This is a genomic window from Curtobacterium sp. 9128 (assembly GCF_007673775.1).
Lineage (GTDB): Bacteria > Actinomycetota > Actinomycetes > Actinomycetales > Microbacteriaceae > Curtobacterium.
In genome coordinates, this window is the sequence record NZ_VEAF01000007.1 from 1 (window position 1) to 15,928 (window position 15,928).

Annotated in this window: 15 protein-coding genes; 1 reads left to right on the plus strand and 14 read right to left on the minus strand. The window is 71.3% G+C overall.

From position 1 onward, the window contains the following. Positions 1-177 precede the first annotated feature (177 nt). Genes FS641_RS14995 through FS641_RS15015 form a run of 5 tightly spaced genes read right to left on the minus strand, consistent with a single transcriptional unit; the run spans position 178 to position 3,425 of the window. A complete protein-coding gene (locus FS641_RS14995) occupies positions 178-1,140 on the minus strand; it encodes a bifunctional riboflavin kinase/FAD synthetase (protein ID WP_144765254.1) in 963 nt (320 codons plus the stop codon). Positions 1,141-1,152: 12 nt separating this feature from the next. Then, positions 1,153-1,593 carry a hypothetical protein gene (locus FS641_RS15000; protein WP_144765256.1) on the minus strand — a complete coding sequence of 147 codons (441 nt, stop codon included), beginning with the start codon at positions 1,591-1,593 and terminating at the stop codon, positions 1,153-1,155. Between the two features lie 59 nt (positions 1,594-1,652). Beyond that, positions 1,653-2,018 (minus strand): hypothetical protein, encoded by a 366-nt coding sequence (locus FS641_RS15005; RefSeq protein WP_144765258.1) that lies wholly within the window; start codon positions 2,016-2,018, stop codon positions 1,653-1,655. Beyond that, positions 2,015-2,956, minus strand: coding sequence for a tRNA pseudouridine(55) synthase TruB (gene truB / locus FS641_RS15010; RefSeq protein ID WP_144765261.1), 942 nt, complete (start codon positions 2,954-2,956; stop codon positions 2,015-2,017). Before truB ends, FS641_RS15005 begins: the two co-directional genes overlap by 4 nt. Positions 2,957-2,978: 22 nt before the next feature. After that, positions 2,979-3,425 carry a hypothetical protein gene (locus tag FS641_RS15015; RefSeq protein ID WP_186317789.1) on the minus strand — a complete coding sequence of 149 codons (447 nt, stop codon included), beginning with the start codon at positions 3,423-3,425 and terminating at the stop codon, positions 2,979-2,981. A 22-nt stretch (positions 3,426-3,447) separates the two neighbouring features. Between FS641_RS15015 and FS641_RS15020 the strand changes: the two genes are divergently transcribed. Then, a complete protein-coding gene (locus FS641_RS15020; protein WP_395879650.1) occupies positions 3,448-4,377 on the plus strand; it encodes an A/G-specific adenine glycosylase in 930 nt (309 codons plus the stop codon). Here FS641_RS15020 and rbfA read toward each other — a convergent pair. The 9 genes from rbfA to FS641_RS15065 form a co-directional block, all read right to left on the minus strand. Beyond that, positions 4,374-4,829, minus strand: a complete 456-nt coding sequence (gene rbfA / locus FS641_RS15025; protein ID WP_144765265.1) for a 30S ribosome-binding factor RbfA — start codon at positions 4,827-4,829, stop codon at positions 4,374-4,376. The genes FS641_RS15020 and rbfA overlap by 4 nt on opposite strands. A gap of 93 nt (positions 4,830-4,922) precedes the next feature. Beyond that, positions 4,923-7,742: a translation initiation factor IF-2 gene (infB, locus tag FS641_RS15030; RefSeq protein ID WP_144765267.1), complete on the minus strand. Its 2,820-nt coding sequence runs from the start codon at positions 7,740-7,742 to the stop codon at positions 4,923-4,925. A 74-nt stretch (positions 7,743-7,816) separates the two neighbouring features. Beyond that, positions 7,817-8,191, minus strand: coding sequence for a YlxR family protein (locus FS641_RS15035; RefSeq protein ID WP_313957804.1), 375 nt, complete (start codon positions 8,189-8,191; stop codon positions 7,817-7,819). Between the two features lie 60 nt (positions 8,192-8,251). After that, positions 8,252-9,250, minus strand: a complete 999-nt coding sequence (nusA, locus tag FS641_RS15040; protein WP_144765269.1) for a transcription termination factor NusA — start codon at positions 9,248-9,250, stop codon at positions 8,252-8,254. 173 nt (positions 9,251-9,423) lie between these two features. Further along, complete coding sequence (locus FS641_RS15045; protein WP_144765271.1) at positions 9,424-11,178, minus strand: proline--tRNA ligase; 1,755 nt, start codon at positions 11,176-11,178, stop codon at positions 9,424-9,426. 101 nt (positions 11,179-11,279) lie between these two features. Further along, entirely contained in the window at positions 11,280-12,410 is a 1,131-nt protein-coding gene (gene ispG / locus FS641_RS15050) for a flavodoxin-dependent (E)-4-hydroxy-3-methylbut-2-enyl-diphosphate synthase (RefSeq protein ID WP_144765623.1), read from the minus strand. 55 nt (positions 12,411-12,465) lie between these two features. Then, positions 12,466-13,026 carry an isochorismatase family protein gene (locus FS641_RS15055; protein WP_222122118.1) on the minus strand — a complete coding sequence of 187 codons (561 nt, stop codon included), beginning with the start codon at positions 13,024-13,026 and terminating at the stop codon, positions 12,466-12,468. 44 nt (positions 13,027-13,070) lie between these two features. After that, positions 13,071-14,564: a cytosine permease gene (locus FS641_RS15060; protein WP_144765274.1), complete on the minus strand. Its 1,494-nt coding sequence runs from the start codon at positions 14,562-14,564 to the stop codon at positions 13,071-13,073. 24 nt (positions 14,565-14,588) lie between these two features. Continuing rightward, positions 14,589-15,917 (minus strand): RIP metalloprotease, encoded by a 1,329-nt coding sequence (locus FS641_RS15065; RefSeq protein WP_144765275.1) that lies wholly within the window; start codon positions 15,915-15,917, stop codon positions 14,589-14,591. Between the last annotated feature and the right edge of the window lie 11 nt (positions 15,918-15,928).

Consider the following 15,928-nt stretch of genomic DNA (forward strand, 5'->3'; position numbering starts at 1 on the left):
ACCTGCCCGCACCCCCCCGCCAGCCGACACCACCGCACGACGACGGGCCCCGGCAGCCGCCGGGGCCCGTCGTCGTGCTGGCCGGACGAGCGCATCACCACGACGAGTGCGCACGCGCCCGACCGAGCACGCGTCGTCAGCACGAGCACCGGCGTTCGACAGTGAGGAGGGGCTGCGTCAGACGGGTGCCGGCAGCCCGAGCAGCAGCCGGATGTCGAGGTCGTCCTGCCGCATCTGGGTCGCGAGTTCGTCCATCGACGAGAACTTCACCATCCCGCGGACGAACGACACGAAGAGCACCGAGATCGTCGCCCCGTAGAGATCGATGTCGACGTCGAGCAGGTGCGCCTCGATCTGCTTCGCGGGCACGCCCTCGAACGTCGGGTTGTTGCCGACCGAGACGGCCGCCGGGTACACCGTGCCCTCGTGGAGGACCCGCGCCGCGTACACCCCGTCGGCCGGGACGAACCCCTCGCACGCCGGGTGCAGGTTCGCCGTCGGGTACCCCATCGCGCGGCCGCGCTGGTTGCCGTGCACGACGACGCTCCGGACGGCGTGCTCCCGTCCGAGCAGTCGTGCCGCCTCGGCGACGCGTCCATCGGCGAGGAGCTCGCGGATCCACGTCGACGAGACGCGCCGCTCCCCCGCCGGACGGACGTCGTCGACGAGGTCCACGTCGTCGATGAGCTCCACCGTGAAGCCGTGCTGCTCCCCGAGCACGCGGAGCAGGGCGACGTCGCCGGCACCACGGGCGCCGAACCGGAAGTCGCTCCCGACGAAGACGAGTTTCGCGTGCAGGGTGTCGACGAGGATCCGGGACACGAACGCCTCGGGTGACCAGGACTGCAGCTCCTCGTCGAACCGCAGGAGCAGGGTCGCGTCGACCCCGACCTCGTCGAGGAGCTCCCGGCGCTGCGCGATGCTCGTGAGGGCTGGCGGGACCTTCACGGGGTCGATGACGCTGAGCGGGTGCCGGTCGAACGTGACGACGGTGGCGACGAGCCCCTGCCGTTCCGCGGCACGCTCCAGGTGGGCGATGACCGCGCGGTGTCCGACGTGCACCCCGTCGAACTTGCCGATCGTCACGGCGCTCGGGCCGAAGCCCTCGGCGACGTCCGCGGCGTCCTCGTAGTACTGCATGCTGCGCCCCGCCTACTCGCCGGCCGTCACGACGGGATCGGGCGTGGTGCGCCCGGCCGTGCGGTGGTGCTTGCGGAGCCACCAGAGTCCGGCGACGGGCAGGACGAGGGGTGCGAAGGCGTAGCCCATCCCGTAGTTCGACCAGATCGTGTCGTCGGGGAAGAGCTGGTGGTCGAACACCGACAGCGTGCCGATGACCAGCACGCCGGTCATCTCGAACACGATCGTGACGCAGGCCACGCGGTACCAGAACCGCCCGGGGACGATGAGCGCGATCATCGCGACGATGTACACGACCGCCGCGACGGCGCTCAGCGTGTACGAGAACGGGGCGAACGAGAACTTCTCGGCGATCTGGACCACGCTGCGTCCGGTCGCCGCGAGCGCGAGGATGCCGTACACGGCGATGAGGACGCGACCGATGCCGGTCGCGAGTGAGTTCTTGGTCGCCACACCGTCGATCCTACCGACGACCGAGGACGGCCCCGTGCAGGTGCCGGTCACCCGCAGCGTCAGTTCAGCGCGAACCAGATCTCGTACATCCGGTACAGCATCACCGCGACCGTGAACGCCCCGGCACCGAGGACGACCGTGCTCCACCGGGTGCGGTCGATGAGCGCCCAGACGATCGTCGCCGGTGGGACGAGCAGCACCGAGACGCCGTACACCCAGAACTCCAGGACGTTGCCCCGCGGCGGGTTGCCCACGGCGGGTGCGACGAGCGAGACGACGAGCTGGGCGATGAGCAGCAGCTCGACCAGGACGAGGGAACCCACGGTGTAGTCGTTCGGCTTCCACCCGACGAACCCGACCACGACGGCGAACAGCCCGATGACGACGGCGAGCACGAGCTGCACCCACATGAACCACTCGATCACGCGTTCGCTCCTGCCGCCGTCGGGAAGTTGGTGATGACCCGGAGCAGCCCCCGCCGAACCGAGACGAGTCCGACCAGGCGGTCGCCGCGCGCGGTGACGGCGGCGACCGGTCCGTCGGTGTCCGGGTGGTCGGCCGCGATCCGCTTGCCGTCCGCGAGGTCCTTCGCACGCGCCGCGTCGAGCGTCACCACGGGGAACAGCCGGCGGGCGACGTCAGCGGGGCGCTCGAGTGCCGCCCGGACGTCGACGTCTTCGTCCTCCAGGTCGACGGCGTCGTCGACCGAGAACGGTCCGACGTGCGTCCGGCGGAGCGCGGTCAGGTGCGCGCCGGTGCCGAGCGCCGCTCCGACGTCCCGTGCGAGCGCCCGGACGTAGGTGCCGGACGAACAGGCGACCACGACGTCGAGGTCGACGACGGGCACGGACTCGTCGAGTGCCGTGACGACCCGGTCGTTCCGACCCACCACGTCGAAGCGGGTGATCGTCACCGACCGCGCCTTCAGGACGACGTCCTCGCCCTTCCGGGCGAGGTCGTACGCGCGGCGCCCGTCGACCTTGATCGCGCTCACGGTCGAGGGGACCTGCGAGATCGGACCGCGCTGCGCGGCGACGGCCCGCTCCACCGCGGCGTCGGAGACGTCGGCCGTGCGCACCCCCACCGCGGCGACCGGCGTGCCGTCGGCGTCGTCGGAGTCGGTCGACACCCCGAGCCGGATCGTCGCCGTGTAGGTCTTGTCGAGGCCGACCAGGTGCGTCAGCAGCCGCGTCGACGGTCCGGCGCCGAGGAGCAGCAGCCCGGTGGCCATGGGGTCGAGCGTGCCGGCGTGACCGATCTTCTTGAGACCAAGGCGGCGACGGGCGATGGACACCGCCCGGTGACTGGAGATCCCCTGCGGCTTGTCGACGAGGAGGATGCCGTCCGGCGGGGTTTCGAGCACCAGAGGAGGGTACCAGCGCCGATCAGCAGGCGTCGTTCCACTCACGACGCGGGTGCTCCGGGTCGGTGACGTCGAGCACCGCGGAGGCGGCGATCTTGACGTCCGCGCGCCGTTCGAGCCGCCCGGACTCCTGCTCGACCCACATCGACCAGCGCCACAGGCCGCGCGCGCCGCTGGCGAGCACCCCGTGCCCGTGCACGACGAGGACACCGGGGCCGGCGCCGGTCGTGCGGAACGGCGTGACGAGTCCGGTGCGCAGCGCGTCGACGTCCGCCGACGGCGCCACCGCGGCCATCGCCGAGACGCCGTGTGCCGCGAAGCCGGTGACGAGTGCGGCGGCGACCCGCTCGAGGTCCACGCCGTCCTGCCCGTCGATGCCGACCACGGTGCGGTTCGTGCCGACCTGGGCGATCACCTCGCCGGCGATCGCGCTCATCGTGTCGGTTGCCTCGGGTGCCCAGCGTGCCATGCACCCACCGTAGGCTGTCCTGGTGAAGACGGGCCGAGCCTCCGATACGGGTCCCGAGCAGGACGCAACGCCCCCGGACCTCGCGACCCCGCTGATCGCCTGGTTCCGCGCCGAGGCTCGCGACCTGCCATGGCGGCGCCCCGGGTTCCCGGCATGGGGGACGCTGGTCAGCGAGATCATGCTGCAGCAGACGCAGGTCGCGCGCGTGGTCCCCCGCCTGGAGGCATGGCTCACCCGGTGGCCGACGCCCCGGGACCTCGCGGACGCGCCCCCGGCGGACGCGGTGCGTGCCTGGGACCGGCTCGGCTACCCGAGACGGGCGCTCGCGCTGCACGCCGCCGCGACGGTGATCGCCGATCAGCACGACAACGTGGTGCCGCGTGACGTCGAGGCGCTGCTGGCGCTCCCCGGGATCGGGGACTACACGGCGCGCGCCGTCGCGGTCTTCGCGTACGGGGACCGCCACCCGGTGGTGGACGTCAACGTTCGACGGGTGCTCGCGCGCGCACTCCTCGGGCAGGGACACCCGGGCCCCGCCAACGCCAAGCGAGACCTGCCGCTGATGGCGTCCGTCCTGCCCGAGGACCGTGCAGACGCCGCGGCGACGAACGCCGCCGTGATGGAGCTCGGCGCCCTCGTCTGCGTGGCGCGCACCCCCGCGTGCGACGCGTGCCCGATCGCCGACCGCTGCGCCTGGCGTGCGGCCGGGTACCCGGACCACGACGGACAGCGCGCGCCGAAGCAGGCGAAGTTCGCCGGCAGCGACCGACAGGTGCGGGGCCTCGTCATGGCGGAGCTCCGCGCCAGCGACGTCCCGGTCACGACCGCGGAGATCGCGATGGTGTGGCCGGACACCGCGCAGCGCGACCGGGCGCTCGCGTCACTGGTCAGGGACGGCCTGGCCGTCGGCGACGACGCGACCGGCTACCGGCTGCCGGACGGGTCGGACTAGGCGCGCTCCTCGGCGGCGTCGTCCTCGTCGTCCTCGTCGTCGTGCTTGTACGGGTCGGCGTCGCCGGCGTACGTTGCTCCGGCCGAGGCGCTGCGGACCTGCTCGTCGCGCATCTTGGCCTGCGCGAGCAGGTCCTCCAGGTGCGCGGAGGTGTCCGGCAGCGCGTCGGCGATGAACTCGAGCGACGGCGTGAGCCGGGCGGTGATGTTCTTGCCGACCTCGGAACGGAGCATCCCGGTCGCGGCCTTGAGGGCAGCGGCGGAGTCGGCGCGCTCCTCGTCCGTGCCGTACACCGTGTAGAAGACCGACGCGTGCTGCAGGTCGCCGGTGACCCGGACGTCCGTGATGGTCACGAAGCCGAGCCGCGGGTCACGCAGGCCCTTGTCGATGCGACGGGCAACGACTTCCTTGATCCGGTCCGCCATCTTGCGGGCGCGCTGCGGATCTGCCATGGGGTGCCTCCTTGAGGACGGGGTGGTTCCGGTGGAACGGGGTGGGCCCCGGCCTCCCACGCGGGGAGGCCGGGGCCCGAGGTGGTCACACGATCAGTCGCGCGGCTTCTCGACGAGCTCGGTGGTCTCGATCTCGTCACCGATCTGGATGTCGTTGAACTTGCCCAGACCGATACCCGCCTCGAAGTCCGTACGGACCTCGGTGACGTCGTCCTTGAAGCGGCGGAGCGACTCGATGGCCAGTCCGTCCGCGAGGACCACGCCGTCACGGATGACGCGCGCCTTGGCGTTGCGCGTGATCGTGCCGGAGCGGACGATGACACCCGCGATGTTGCCGAACTTCGAGGACCGGAAGACCTCGCGGATCTCGGCGACACCGGACTGCACCTCTTCGTACTCGGGCTTGAGCATGCCCTTGAGGGACTGCTCGATGTCCTCGAGTGCGTTGTAGATGACCGAGTAGAACCGGACGTCGATCCCCTCACGGGCAGCGCGCTCGCGGGCCTTGACGTCCGGACGGACGTTGAAGCCGACGACGATCGCGTTGTCGATCGTGGCGAGGTCGATGTCCGACTCGGTGATCGCACCCACACCGCGGTGCAGGATGCGCAGCTGGACGCTGTCGTCCACCTCGATGTCGAGGAGCGACTGCTCGAGTGCCTCGACGGCACCGGAGACGTCACCCTTGATGATGAGGTTGAGCGAGTCGACCTTGCCCTCTTCGAGCGCACGGGTGAAGTCCTCGAGCGAGATGCGCTTGCGGGCCTTGGCCAGCTGGGCGTTGCGCTCGGCGGCTTCACGCTTCTCGGCGATCTGACGGGCCGTGCGGTCCTCCTCGGTGACGAGGAACGTGTCACCGGCGCGGGGCACCGAGGACAGACCCTGCACCTGGACCGGGCGGCTCGGCGTCGCGGCAGCGACCGCGTTGCCGTCCTCGTCGGTCATCGCACGGACGCGGCCGTAGGCCGTGCCCGCCACGATGGCGTCACCGACGTGGAGCGTCCCGGACTGGATGAGCACGGTCGCGACGGCACCGCGGCCCTTGTCGAGGCGCGCTTCGATCGCGACACCGCGGGCGTCCTTGTCGGGGTTCGCACGCAGGTCGAGCCCGGCGTCAGCGGTGAGCAGCACGGCGTCCAGGAGGTCCTGGATGCCGATGTTCTGCCGCGCGGAGACGTCGACGAACATGACGTCGCCGCCGTACTCCTCGGCCACCAGGTTGTACTCGGTGAGCTGCTGTCGCACCTTGGCGGGGTTCGCACCCTCCTTGTCGATCTTGTTCACCGCGACCACGATCGGCACGTTCGCCGACTGCGCGTGGTTCAGTGCCTCGATCGTCTGGGGCATGATGCCGTCGTCCGCCGCGACCACGAGGATCGCGATGTCCGTCACCTGGGCACCACGGGCACGCATGGCGGTGAACGCCTCGTGACCCGGGGTGTCGATGAAGGTGATCGGGCGCTCGACGCCCTCGTGCTCGGTGGTGATCTGGTACGCACCGATGTGCTGGGTGATGCCGCCGGCCTCGCCCTCGACCACCTTGGAGTTGCGGATGGCGTCGAGCAGGCGGGTCTTGCCGTGGTCGACGTGACCCATGACGGTGACCACCGGGGGACGCTGCTGCAGGACGGAGTCGTCCTCGTCGGCGTACTCAGCGTCGATGTCGATGTCGAAGCCCTCGAGGAGCTCGCGGTCCTCGTCCTCGGGCGAGACGATCTGGATCTTGTACCCGAGCTCCTCGCCGAGGACCTCGAAGGTCGCCTCGTCGAGGGACTCCGTGGCTGTTGCCATCTCACCGAGGTGGAACAGCACCGTCACGAGGTTGCCGGGGCTCGCGTCGATCTTGTCCGCGAAGTCCGAGATGCTCGCACCACGGCGCAGTCGCACGACCGTGTTGCCGTCGCCGCGGGGAACCTGCACACCGCCGAGCGACGGCGCCTGCCGCATCTCGTACTCGGCGCGCTTCGTCCGCTTCGACTTGCGGGCACGGCTCTTGCCGCCGCCGCGACCGAACGCACCTGCGGTACCACCACCGGGGCCACGACCACGGCCGCCGCCACCGGCGGGACGCGGGCCGCTGAACGCCGGACGCGGGAAGCCGCCACCGGCGCCACCACCGGCACCCGGACGACCGCCGGGGCCGCCACGGCCGCCACCCTGGCCCGGGCGCTGCCCGAAGCCGTTCGGGCGGTTGCCCTGACCGGGACCACCCGGACGCGGAGCACCCGGACGGGGCGCGCCGGGACGCGGGGGCTGCGGGCGCGGGATGCCACTGCCGCCGGCACCGCCGGCTGCGGGGCGCTGACCCATGCCCTGGTTCGACGAGTAGGGGTTGTTGCCGGGGCGCGGCGGGCGCGAGCCCATGCCCTGGCTGGACGCGTAGGGGTTGTTGCCCGGACGCGCGCCGGGCTTCGGGCCACCGGGCTTCGGACCGGCTGCTGCCGGCTTCGGGCCACCGGGCTTGACCGCGTCGGTCTTCGGGGCGCCGTCAGCGGAGCCGGAGCTCTTCGACTCGGCCGCCGCCTTGCGCGCCGCCTCGGCCTCGGCCTGTCGCTGCGCGACCGACTTCGGGGCCGGCGTGGCGGGCACGTCGGGGTTCTCGGCCGCCGGGGCCGCGGCGGCGGGTGCCGCCTCGGGCTCGGGGGTCGGTGCCGGACGCTTGGGCCCGGGCTTGGGACCGCCGGGCTTCGGCGCTGCGGACGTCGCCGCCGGCGCGGGGGTCGCGGCTGCGGGCTTGGCGGACGCCGAGGCACCCTCTGCCTGCAGGGCGGCACGGAGCTTCCGTGCCACGGGGGGCTCGACACTCGAGCTCGGTCCCTTGACGAACTCGCCCAGCTCCTTGAGCTTCTCGAGTGCGGTCTTGCTGTCGACGCCGAGCTCGCTTGCGATCTCGTGTACGCGTGGTTTCGCCACTGTTCTCCTTCACGGGTCCCACCCCGTCAAGGGGCAGGACTCACTGGATGATGGGTCTCATTTCGAGCCGCTCATCAGTTGTCCATAAGCCGTTCAGCCTGTTCTGTCGTGTCCGGGTGCTCGTCCCGCGTCGATGTGTCCGTGTGGTGGGGTTCCACCTCGGGCAGACTCCGCAGGTACTCGAGCACCGCAGACGTGTCCGGTTCGCGATCCAGCCGCAGCGCCCGGCGGAAAGCCCTGCGCTTGACGGCCAGCTCGTAGGCCTCGACCGTCGGGGTGAGCCACGCTCCCCGGCCCGGCATGACTGCCTTCGGATCCGCCACCACACGGCCGTCACCGAGGGCGACGAGACGGAGGAGGGAGGATCGGGTTGCGCGACGACGACTGCCGATGCACGTTCTGACGGCGTCCACTCTACTCCCTGCCTGGCGTCGACCGCGATCCGGCACGCCCGGACGACGCTCGCTCAGCGCGAAACGCCGTCGGGACGCGGCCTGGTTCGGGGAGTTCTACGCCTCGTCGTCGTCCATGATGGAGTCCGGCTGGATGTCGATCCGCGCACCGGTGAGCTTGGCGGCGAGGCGGGCGTTCTGCCCCTCCTTGCCGATCGCGAGCGACAGCTGGTAGTCCGGCACGAGCGCCCGGACGGCCTTCGTCGACGCATCGAGCACGAACGCACTCGTCACCTTCGCCGGCGACAGCGCGCTCGCCACGAAGCTCGCGAGGTCGGGCGACCAGTCCACGATGTCGATCTTCTCGGCGCCGAGCTCGGTGGTCACGGCACGCACGCGGGCGCCGAGTTCGCCGATGCACGCGCCCTTGGCGTTGACGCCGGGCTCGTTCGCCTTGACGGCGATCTTCGTGCGGTGTCCGGCCTCGCGGGCGAGCGAGGTGATCTCGACGACGCCCGAGGCGATCTCCGGGACCTCGAGCGCGAAGAGCTTCCGGACGAGCCCGGGGTGGGTGCGCGAGACGGTGATCTGCGGGCCCTTGTTGCCGCGGCCGACGCTCGTCACGTAGACGCGGATGCGGGAGCCGTGCGCGTAGGTCTCCCCCGGCACCTGCTCCTCGGGCGGCAGGATCGCCTCGACCGTGCCGAGGTCGACGTGCACCATCTTCGGGTTCGGCCCCTGCTGCACGACGCCGGCGACGATGTCGCCCTCTTTCCCGCGGAACTCGCCGAGGATCTTGTCGTCGCCGATGTCGCGGAGCCGCTGGTTGATGACCTGCTTCGCCGCGAACGCGGCGATGCGGCCGAAGTCACTCGGCTGGTCGACGGCCTCGCCGATCACCGTGCCCTCGTCGTCACGCTCCGGCACGAAGACGCTGACCTCACCGCTCTTGCGGTCGAGCTCCACGCGCGACTGCGCGTCGGCCGGCTCGCCGTTCTCGGCGGTGTGCTTGTGGTAGGCGGTCAGGATGGCCGACTCGATGATCTGGACGAGTTCTTCGAACGGGATCTCCCGTTCACGCTCCATGAGTCGCAGGACTGCGAGATCGATCTTCACCGAGGGCCTCCGTATTCAGCTGAGTCGCTCCCGCGCACTGGAACCGCGCAGAAGTCGGCGTCCAGACTACCGCACCGCAGGTGGCGACCCGCGCCCGAGACGGACGGGAGGCCCGGTGCCAGCTGGCACCGGGCCTCCCGTCCAGTGGGTGGCCGCGTCGTCGACGCGAGCCGCTAGACCGCGCGGACCGCCTGCAGCAGCTCGGCGACCGGCACCTCGGCGCGCTCACCGCTCGCGCGGTTCCACAGCTCGACGACGCCGTCGGCCGCCCCGCGGCCGGCGACGACCACGATGGGCATGCCGAGCAGCTCGGCGTCGCGGAGCTTCACGCCGGGCGACACCTTCGGACGGTCGTCGTAGAGCACCTCGTAGCGCTCCGACTCGAGCGACTCGACGATCGCGGTCGCGAGGTCGTAGGCGGTGTCGTCCTTGCCGGTCGCGACGACGTGCACGTCGAACGGCGCGACGTGCTTCGGCCAGACCAGGCCCTTGTCGTCGTTGTGCGCCTCGGCGAGGATCGCGAGGATGCGCGTGACGCCGATGCCGTAGGAGCCCATGGTGACGGTCGCGAGCTTCCCGAACTCGTCCTGCACCTTGAGCCCGAGCGCCTCGGCGTACTTGCGGCCCAGCTGGAAGACGTGGCCGATCTCCATGCCGCGGGCGGTCTCGAGCGGGCCGGAGCCGTCGGGTGCCGGGTCGCCGGCACGGACGTCGGAGACCTCGGCGACACCGTCGGCGGTGAAGTCGCGCCCCATCACGAGACCGCTCACGTGCGCACCGCGCTCGTTGGCGCCGGTGATCCACGCGGTGCCGTCGACGACGCGCGGGTCGACGAAGTACCGCAGCCCGGTCGCACTGTCCGCGCCGAGCACCTGCGGGCCGATGTAGCCCTTCACCAGGCCCCGGTGCTTCCGGAAGTCGTCGTCGCCGGCGGCCGCGACCTCGGCCGGCGCGAAGGCCACCTCGGCACGCTTCATGTCGACGTCGCGGTCGCCGGGGAGGCCGACGACGACGACCTCGCGCGTGCCGTCGAGGTGCGTCAGCGCGAGCACGACGTTCTTCAGCGTGTCCGCGGCTGTCCACGGCGCACCCTCGCGCGGGGCGACGGCGTTCGCGTGGGCGACCAGCGTGTCGATCGTCGGGGTGTCCGACGGCGGCAGGAGCACCGGCTCGGGCTGCCCTGCGATCGGCAGCGCGTCGGGCACGGGCGTGACGTAGGCCTCGACGTTGGCGGCGTAGTCGCTGCCGGCGCTGCGGACGAAGGTGTCCTCGCCGACCGCGATCGGGTGCAGGAACTCCTCGGACTTCGAGCCGCCCATGGCGCCGGCGTCGGCCTTGACGATCACGTACTCGAGCCCGAGTCGGGCGAAGATCCGCTCGTAGGCGTCCCGCATCACCTGGTAGCTGCGCTCGAGGCCGGCGTCGTCGAGGTCGAAGGAGTAGGCGTCCTTCATCGTGAACTCGCGGCCGCGCAGCAGACCGGCGCGCGGGCGGGCCTCGTCGCGGTACTTGTCCTGGATCTGGAACAGCGTGACCGGCAGGTCCTTGTACGACGAGTAGAGGTCCTTCACCAGGAGCGCGAACATCTCCTCGTGCGTCGGGGCGAGCAGGTAGTCGGCGCCCTTGCGGTCCTGCAGGCGGAACATGCCCTCGCCGTACTCGGTCCAGCGGTTCGTCGCCTCGTACGGCTCGCGCGGGAGCAGCGCCGGCAGGAGGACCTCCTGTGCACCGGCCGCGACCATCTCCTCGCGGATGATGCCCTCGATCTTCGCGCGCACGCGCAGCCCGAGCGGCAGCCACGCGAAGATCCCCGGGGACTGGCGGCGGACGTAGCCGGCGCGGACGAGCAGCTTCGCGCTCGTCACCTCCGCGTCGGAGGGGTCGTCGCGGAGCGTACGGAGGAACAGATGCGAGAGCCGTGTGACCACGGACGCAAGCCTAGCGGCGGCCGGACGGTGCCGACGTGACCCGACCCGCCCGCTCGCTGCTGGGACCCGCCCACTCGCTGCTGGGACCCGCCCGCTCGCTGCTAGGAGGTGACGACGAGCGGCTTGCCGGTGCCGGCCGCCGGCCCCATCTCCTCGGCGATGCGGTTCGCCTCCGCGATCAGGGTGGCGACGATCTCGGACTCCGGCACGGTCTTGACGACCTCGCCCTTGACGAAGATCTGGCCCTTGCCGTTGCCGGACGCGACACCGAGGTCGGCCTCGCGGGCCTCGCCGGGGCCGTTCACGACGCAGCCCATGACGGCGACGCGCAGGGGCACGGTCATGCCCTCGAGCCCCGAGGTCACGTCGTTGGCGAGCTGGTAGACGTCCACCTGGGCGCGACCGCAGCTCGGGCAGGAGACGATCTCGAGCTTGCGCTCGCGGAGGTTCAGCGACTGCAGGATCTGCAGACCGACCTTCACCTCCTGCGCGGGGGGCGCGGAGAGCGACACGCGGATGGTGTCGCCGATGCCCTCGCCGAGCAGGATGCCGAACGCGGTGGCGCTCTTGATGGTGCCCTGGAACTCCGGGCCGGCCTCGGTCACACCGAGGTGCAGCGGCCAGTCGCCGCGCTCGGCGAGCTGCCGGTAGGCCTTCACCATGACGATCGGGTCGTTGTGCTTGACCGAGATCTTGAAGTCGTGGAAGTCGTGCTCCTCGAACAGGCTCGCCTCCCACACGGCGGACTCCACCAGGGCCTCCGGCGTGGCCTTGCCGTACTTCTGCAGCAGGCTCGGCTCGAGGGAGCCCGCGTTCACCCCGATGCGCAGGCTGACGCCGGCGTCCTTCGCCGCCTTGGCGATGGCTCCGACCTGGTCGTCGAACTTCCGGATGTTGCCCGGGTTCACGCGGACCGCTGCGCACCCGGCGTCGATCGCCTGGAACACGTACTTCGGCTGGAAGTGGATGTCGGCGATGACCGGGATCTGCGACTTCTTCGCGATGATCGGCAGCGCGTCGGCGTCGTCCTGGCTCGGCACGGCCACGCGGACGATGTCGCACCCGGACGCGGTGAGCTCCGCGATCTGCTGCAGCGTCGCGTTGATGTTCGTCGTCGGCGTCGTGGTCATCGACTGCACGGACACCGGGGCGTCACCGCCCACGAGGACCTTGCCGACCCGGATCTGCCGGGACTTGCGACGGGGGGCGAGGGTTTCCGGGGCCTTGGGCATACCGAGATTCACTGCGGGCACACCCGAATGCTACGCGCTCCGGCAGCGCCGGACCTCAGAGCGCGTCGACCACCGTGACGAGCGGGCCGTACAGCCGCATCGCGTCGAGCGCACGCGCGTGGTCGGCGTCGCTGGCGCCGGCGCAGGCCGACGCGACGACCGTCACGCGGGCGCCGGCGTCCGCCGCCGCGAGGGCCGTGGAGAGCACACAGCAGTCCGTCGAGACGCCCGTCAGGACCAGGTGCGGCTGGTCACCGACCACCGCTGGGCCCCGCGCGCCGGTTCCGGCGCGCCGCGGAGCTTGCGGAGCGGCGTGACGGCCGAGCGCGTGGGAGAGGCTCGTCCCCCACTTGCCGAAGGTCGGTGCGGTCACGACGGGGGCGGAGAGGGCCGCGAACGGTTCCGTCAGGTCGTAGAGCGGGTCGGCGTCGGGCACGAGCGCGAACGGCCAGTCGCGGTAGTAGTCGACCCAGGCGCCCTGCGGGTGCTCCGGCGCGACGAAGCGGGTGAGCACCGTGCGCCCGGCGAAGCGTGGGAGCAGCCGTGCCGTCGCCTCGGCTGCTTCGGCGTACCGCGGTGCCGCCCAGGGGCTGTCGCCCGTGAAGATCCGCTGCATGTCGACGACCACGAGCCAGGCGTCGTCGTCGATCGGCAGGGCCGTCACGCGCGCAGCTCCGCGTCCGGGACGCTGCCGATGGGTTCCGTGACCGGCAGCGACTCCTGCCGGCGGACCGAGCGTCGCGCGGACAGGAGCGTGCCGAGGAACCCGACGACGAGGGCGACGAGCACGCCGAGGTTCGCGTACGCCCACGCCCCGGTCCGTCCGCCGAGCCCGAGCGGTCCGAGCAGGTACCCCTGCCAGTTGAGCCAGGACGGTACGCCGTACGTGTTCGTGACGAGCCCCCAGCCGAGTGCGGTCCCGACGACGACGAGCACGATCGCTCCCCACCGGACGTCCCCGTACCGCCCACGCCGGTCGTGCAGCTCCCCCTCGGCGTACGCCCGCCGGCGCAGCAGCACGTCGGCGACGAACACCCCCGCCCAGGCGGCGACCGGGACCCCGAGGGTGACGAGGAACGCCTGGAACGGCGAGATGAAGTCGGTCGCGAAGAAGACGACGTAGATCGCGCCGGCGACCATGAACACGCCGTCCACGCCGGCTGCGAGGGGGCGCGGGATGCGGACACCGGCGCTCAGCAGCGCCAGGCCGGACGAGTAGATGTCGAGCACGGCACCGCCGACCAGGCCGAGGATCGCGACGATCGCGAACGGCACGAGGAACCAGACCGGCAGCAGGGTGGTGAGCGCGCCGATCGGGTCGGCGGCGATGTCGGTGTTCAGCTGCTTCGACGACCCGGCGAGCAGGACCCCGATGACGACCAGGATCGCCGGGGCGAGCGCGCCACCGAAGGTCGTCCAGCCGACGACCCCGCGGGTGGAGGCCGTTCGCGGAAGGTAGCGGGAGTAGTCGGCCGCCGCGTTGACCCACCCGAGGCCGAAACCCGTCATGACGAGCACGAGCGCGCCGATGACGTTCTGCGCGCTGCCGGACGGCAGCGCGGCCAGGGCGCCGAGGTCGATCGACGGGGCGACGAGCACGATGTAGACCACCGTCAAGACGGCCGTCACCACGGTGATCCAGGTCTGGAGCCGCATGATCACGTCGAACCCGGCGACTCCGGCCCCGATGACGAGCGCAGCGACGACGACGAGCGCCACGAGCTTCGTGACGACACCGTCGTCCCAGCCGAGCTCACGGAACACCGTGCTCGTGGCGAGCACCGCCAGGGCGGCCAACGCCGTCTCCCACCCCACGGTGAGGATCCAGCTCAGGAACGACGGGAGCCGGTTGCCCCGCACGCCGAACGCCGCGCGGCTCAGCACCATCGTCGGTGCCGATCCGCGCTTGCCGGCGATCGCGACGACGCCGCACAGCAGGAACGAGAACACCACGCCGACGACCGTGACGATCGTCGCCTGCAGCAGCGAGATGCCGAACCCGAGCACGAACGAGCCGTAGCTCAGCCCGAGGACGGAGATGTTCGCGGCGAACCACGGCCAGAACAGGCCACGGGGGCGCCCCTTGCGTTCGGACTCGGCGATGACGTCGATGCCCTGGCGCTCGACGGCGCGGACTTCGGGCGCTGTGCTCATGCGCCGAGCGTAGTGCCGGGGCGGCTACCCGAACAGGTTGACCGGGCGGACGATGTCGGCGTAGATCAGCAGCGCGCTCATGCCGGCGAGGAGCACCACGACGACCATCGTCAGCGGCATCGTCTTCGCGAGGTCGATCGGACCGGGATCGGCCTTCCCGACGAGCCGGAACGCACGACGCTTGATCGCCTCCCACAGCGCACCGGCGATGTGTCCGCCGTCGAGCGGCAGCAGCGGGACCATGTTCAGCACGAACAGCCCGATGTTGAGCGAGGCGAGCAGCCCGAGGATCGTGTAGGCCTTGTCGACCACCGGCACACCGCTCATCGACGAGACCGTCCCGATCGCCCGTCCGACGCCCACCACCGAGACGGGGCTGTCCGCGGACCGCTGCTGGGTGCCGAACGCCGCGTTCCACACGGCGACGAGGCGCTGCGGCAGGTCGATGATCAGGTGCGCCGACGCCGCGATCTGCGCGCCCGTCGCCGGGAGCACGGCCGCCGGGGACTGGCGCACCAGGGTCTGGCCGATCGACACGCCGACGACGCCGACCTGCTGGGTCTTCGGCGTGCCGTCGGCGCGCTCCACGACCTTGCCCTGGGCGTCGTACACGTCGCGGGTGGCCAGGGCCGGCGTGACCTCGAGCGTCTTCCTCGCGCCGTCCCGCTCCACCACGACGGTCACCGACTTGCCCGCCGACCGCTGGAAGGTGTCGGAGACCTCGGTGATCGTGGGGTCCTGCTTCCCGCCGACGGCCACGACGACGTCACCGGAGCGGAGACCGGCCTCCTTCGCCGGGGAGACGGCGTCACCGGGAGCACAGGTCGTCGTGGCCGTCGTGGGGAGCACGCAGTCGACACTCGAGGTGAACGTCGTCGTCGGGGCGCCGAACCCGACGAGCAGCACCCCGAAGAGCACGATGCCGATGACCAGGTTCATCGCGGGGCCGGCGACCATGACGATGATGCGCTTCCAGGGCGTCAGGCGGTAGAACGCCCGGGAGTCGTCGCCGCCGGACTCGGCGATCTGCTCGGCACTGGCGTGGCGGGCGTCCTGGACGAACGCGCTGTACATCCCGGTGTTCGTGATCGCCCGCTTGGAAGCGCGCGGCTTCAGCATGCCGACCATCGAGATGTACCCGCCGAGCAGGATCGGTCGGATGCCGTACTCGGTCTCCCCGCGGCGGAAGGACCAGATCGCCTTGCCGAAGCCGAGCGAGTACTGCGTCACCTTCACACCGAACAGCTTCGCGAACGCGAGGTGACCGAGCTCGTGGAGCCCGATCGAGACCAGCAGGCCGACGATGAAGACGACGACGCCGAGGACGAAGAGCAGGACGGTTCCGACGGTCACCGGACGAGCGT

Bases quoted from the DNA above. Each gene is read 5' to 3' on its own strand.
- FS641_RS14995 (WP_144765254.1), bottom strand. From the start codon at position 1,140: ATGCAGTACTACGAGGACGCCGCGGACGTCGCCGAGGGCTTCGGCCCG.
- FS641_RS15015 (WP_186317789.1), bottom strand. From the start codon at position 3,425: ATGGCACGCTGGGCACCCGAGGCAACCGACACGATGAGCGCGATCGCC.
- rbfA (WP_144765265.1), bottom strand. From the start codon at position 4,829: ATGGCAGATCCGCAGCGCGCCCGCAAGATGGCGGACCGGATCAAGGAA.
- ispG (WP_144765623.1), bottom strand. From the start codon at position 12,410: ATGCCCAAGGCCCCGGAAACCCTCGCCCCCCGTCGCAAGTCCCGGCAG.
- FS641_RS15055 (WP_222122118.1), bottom strand. From the start codon at position 13,026: ATGCAGCGGATCTTCACGGGCGACAGCCCCTGGGCGGCACCGCGGTAC.
- FS641_RS15060 (WP_144765274.1), bottom strand. From the start codon at position 14,564: ATGAGCACAGCGCCCGAAGTCCGCGCCGTCGAGCGCCAGGGCATCGAC.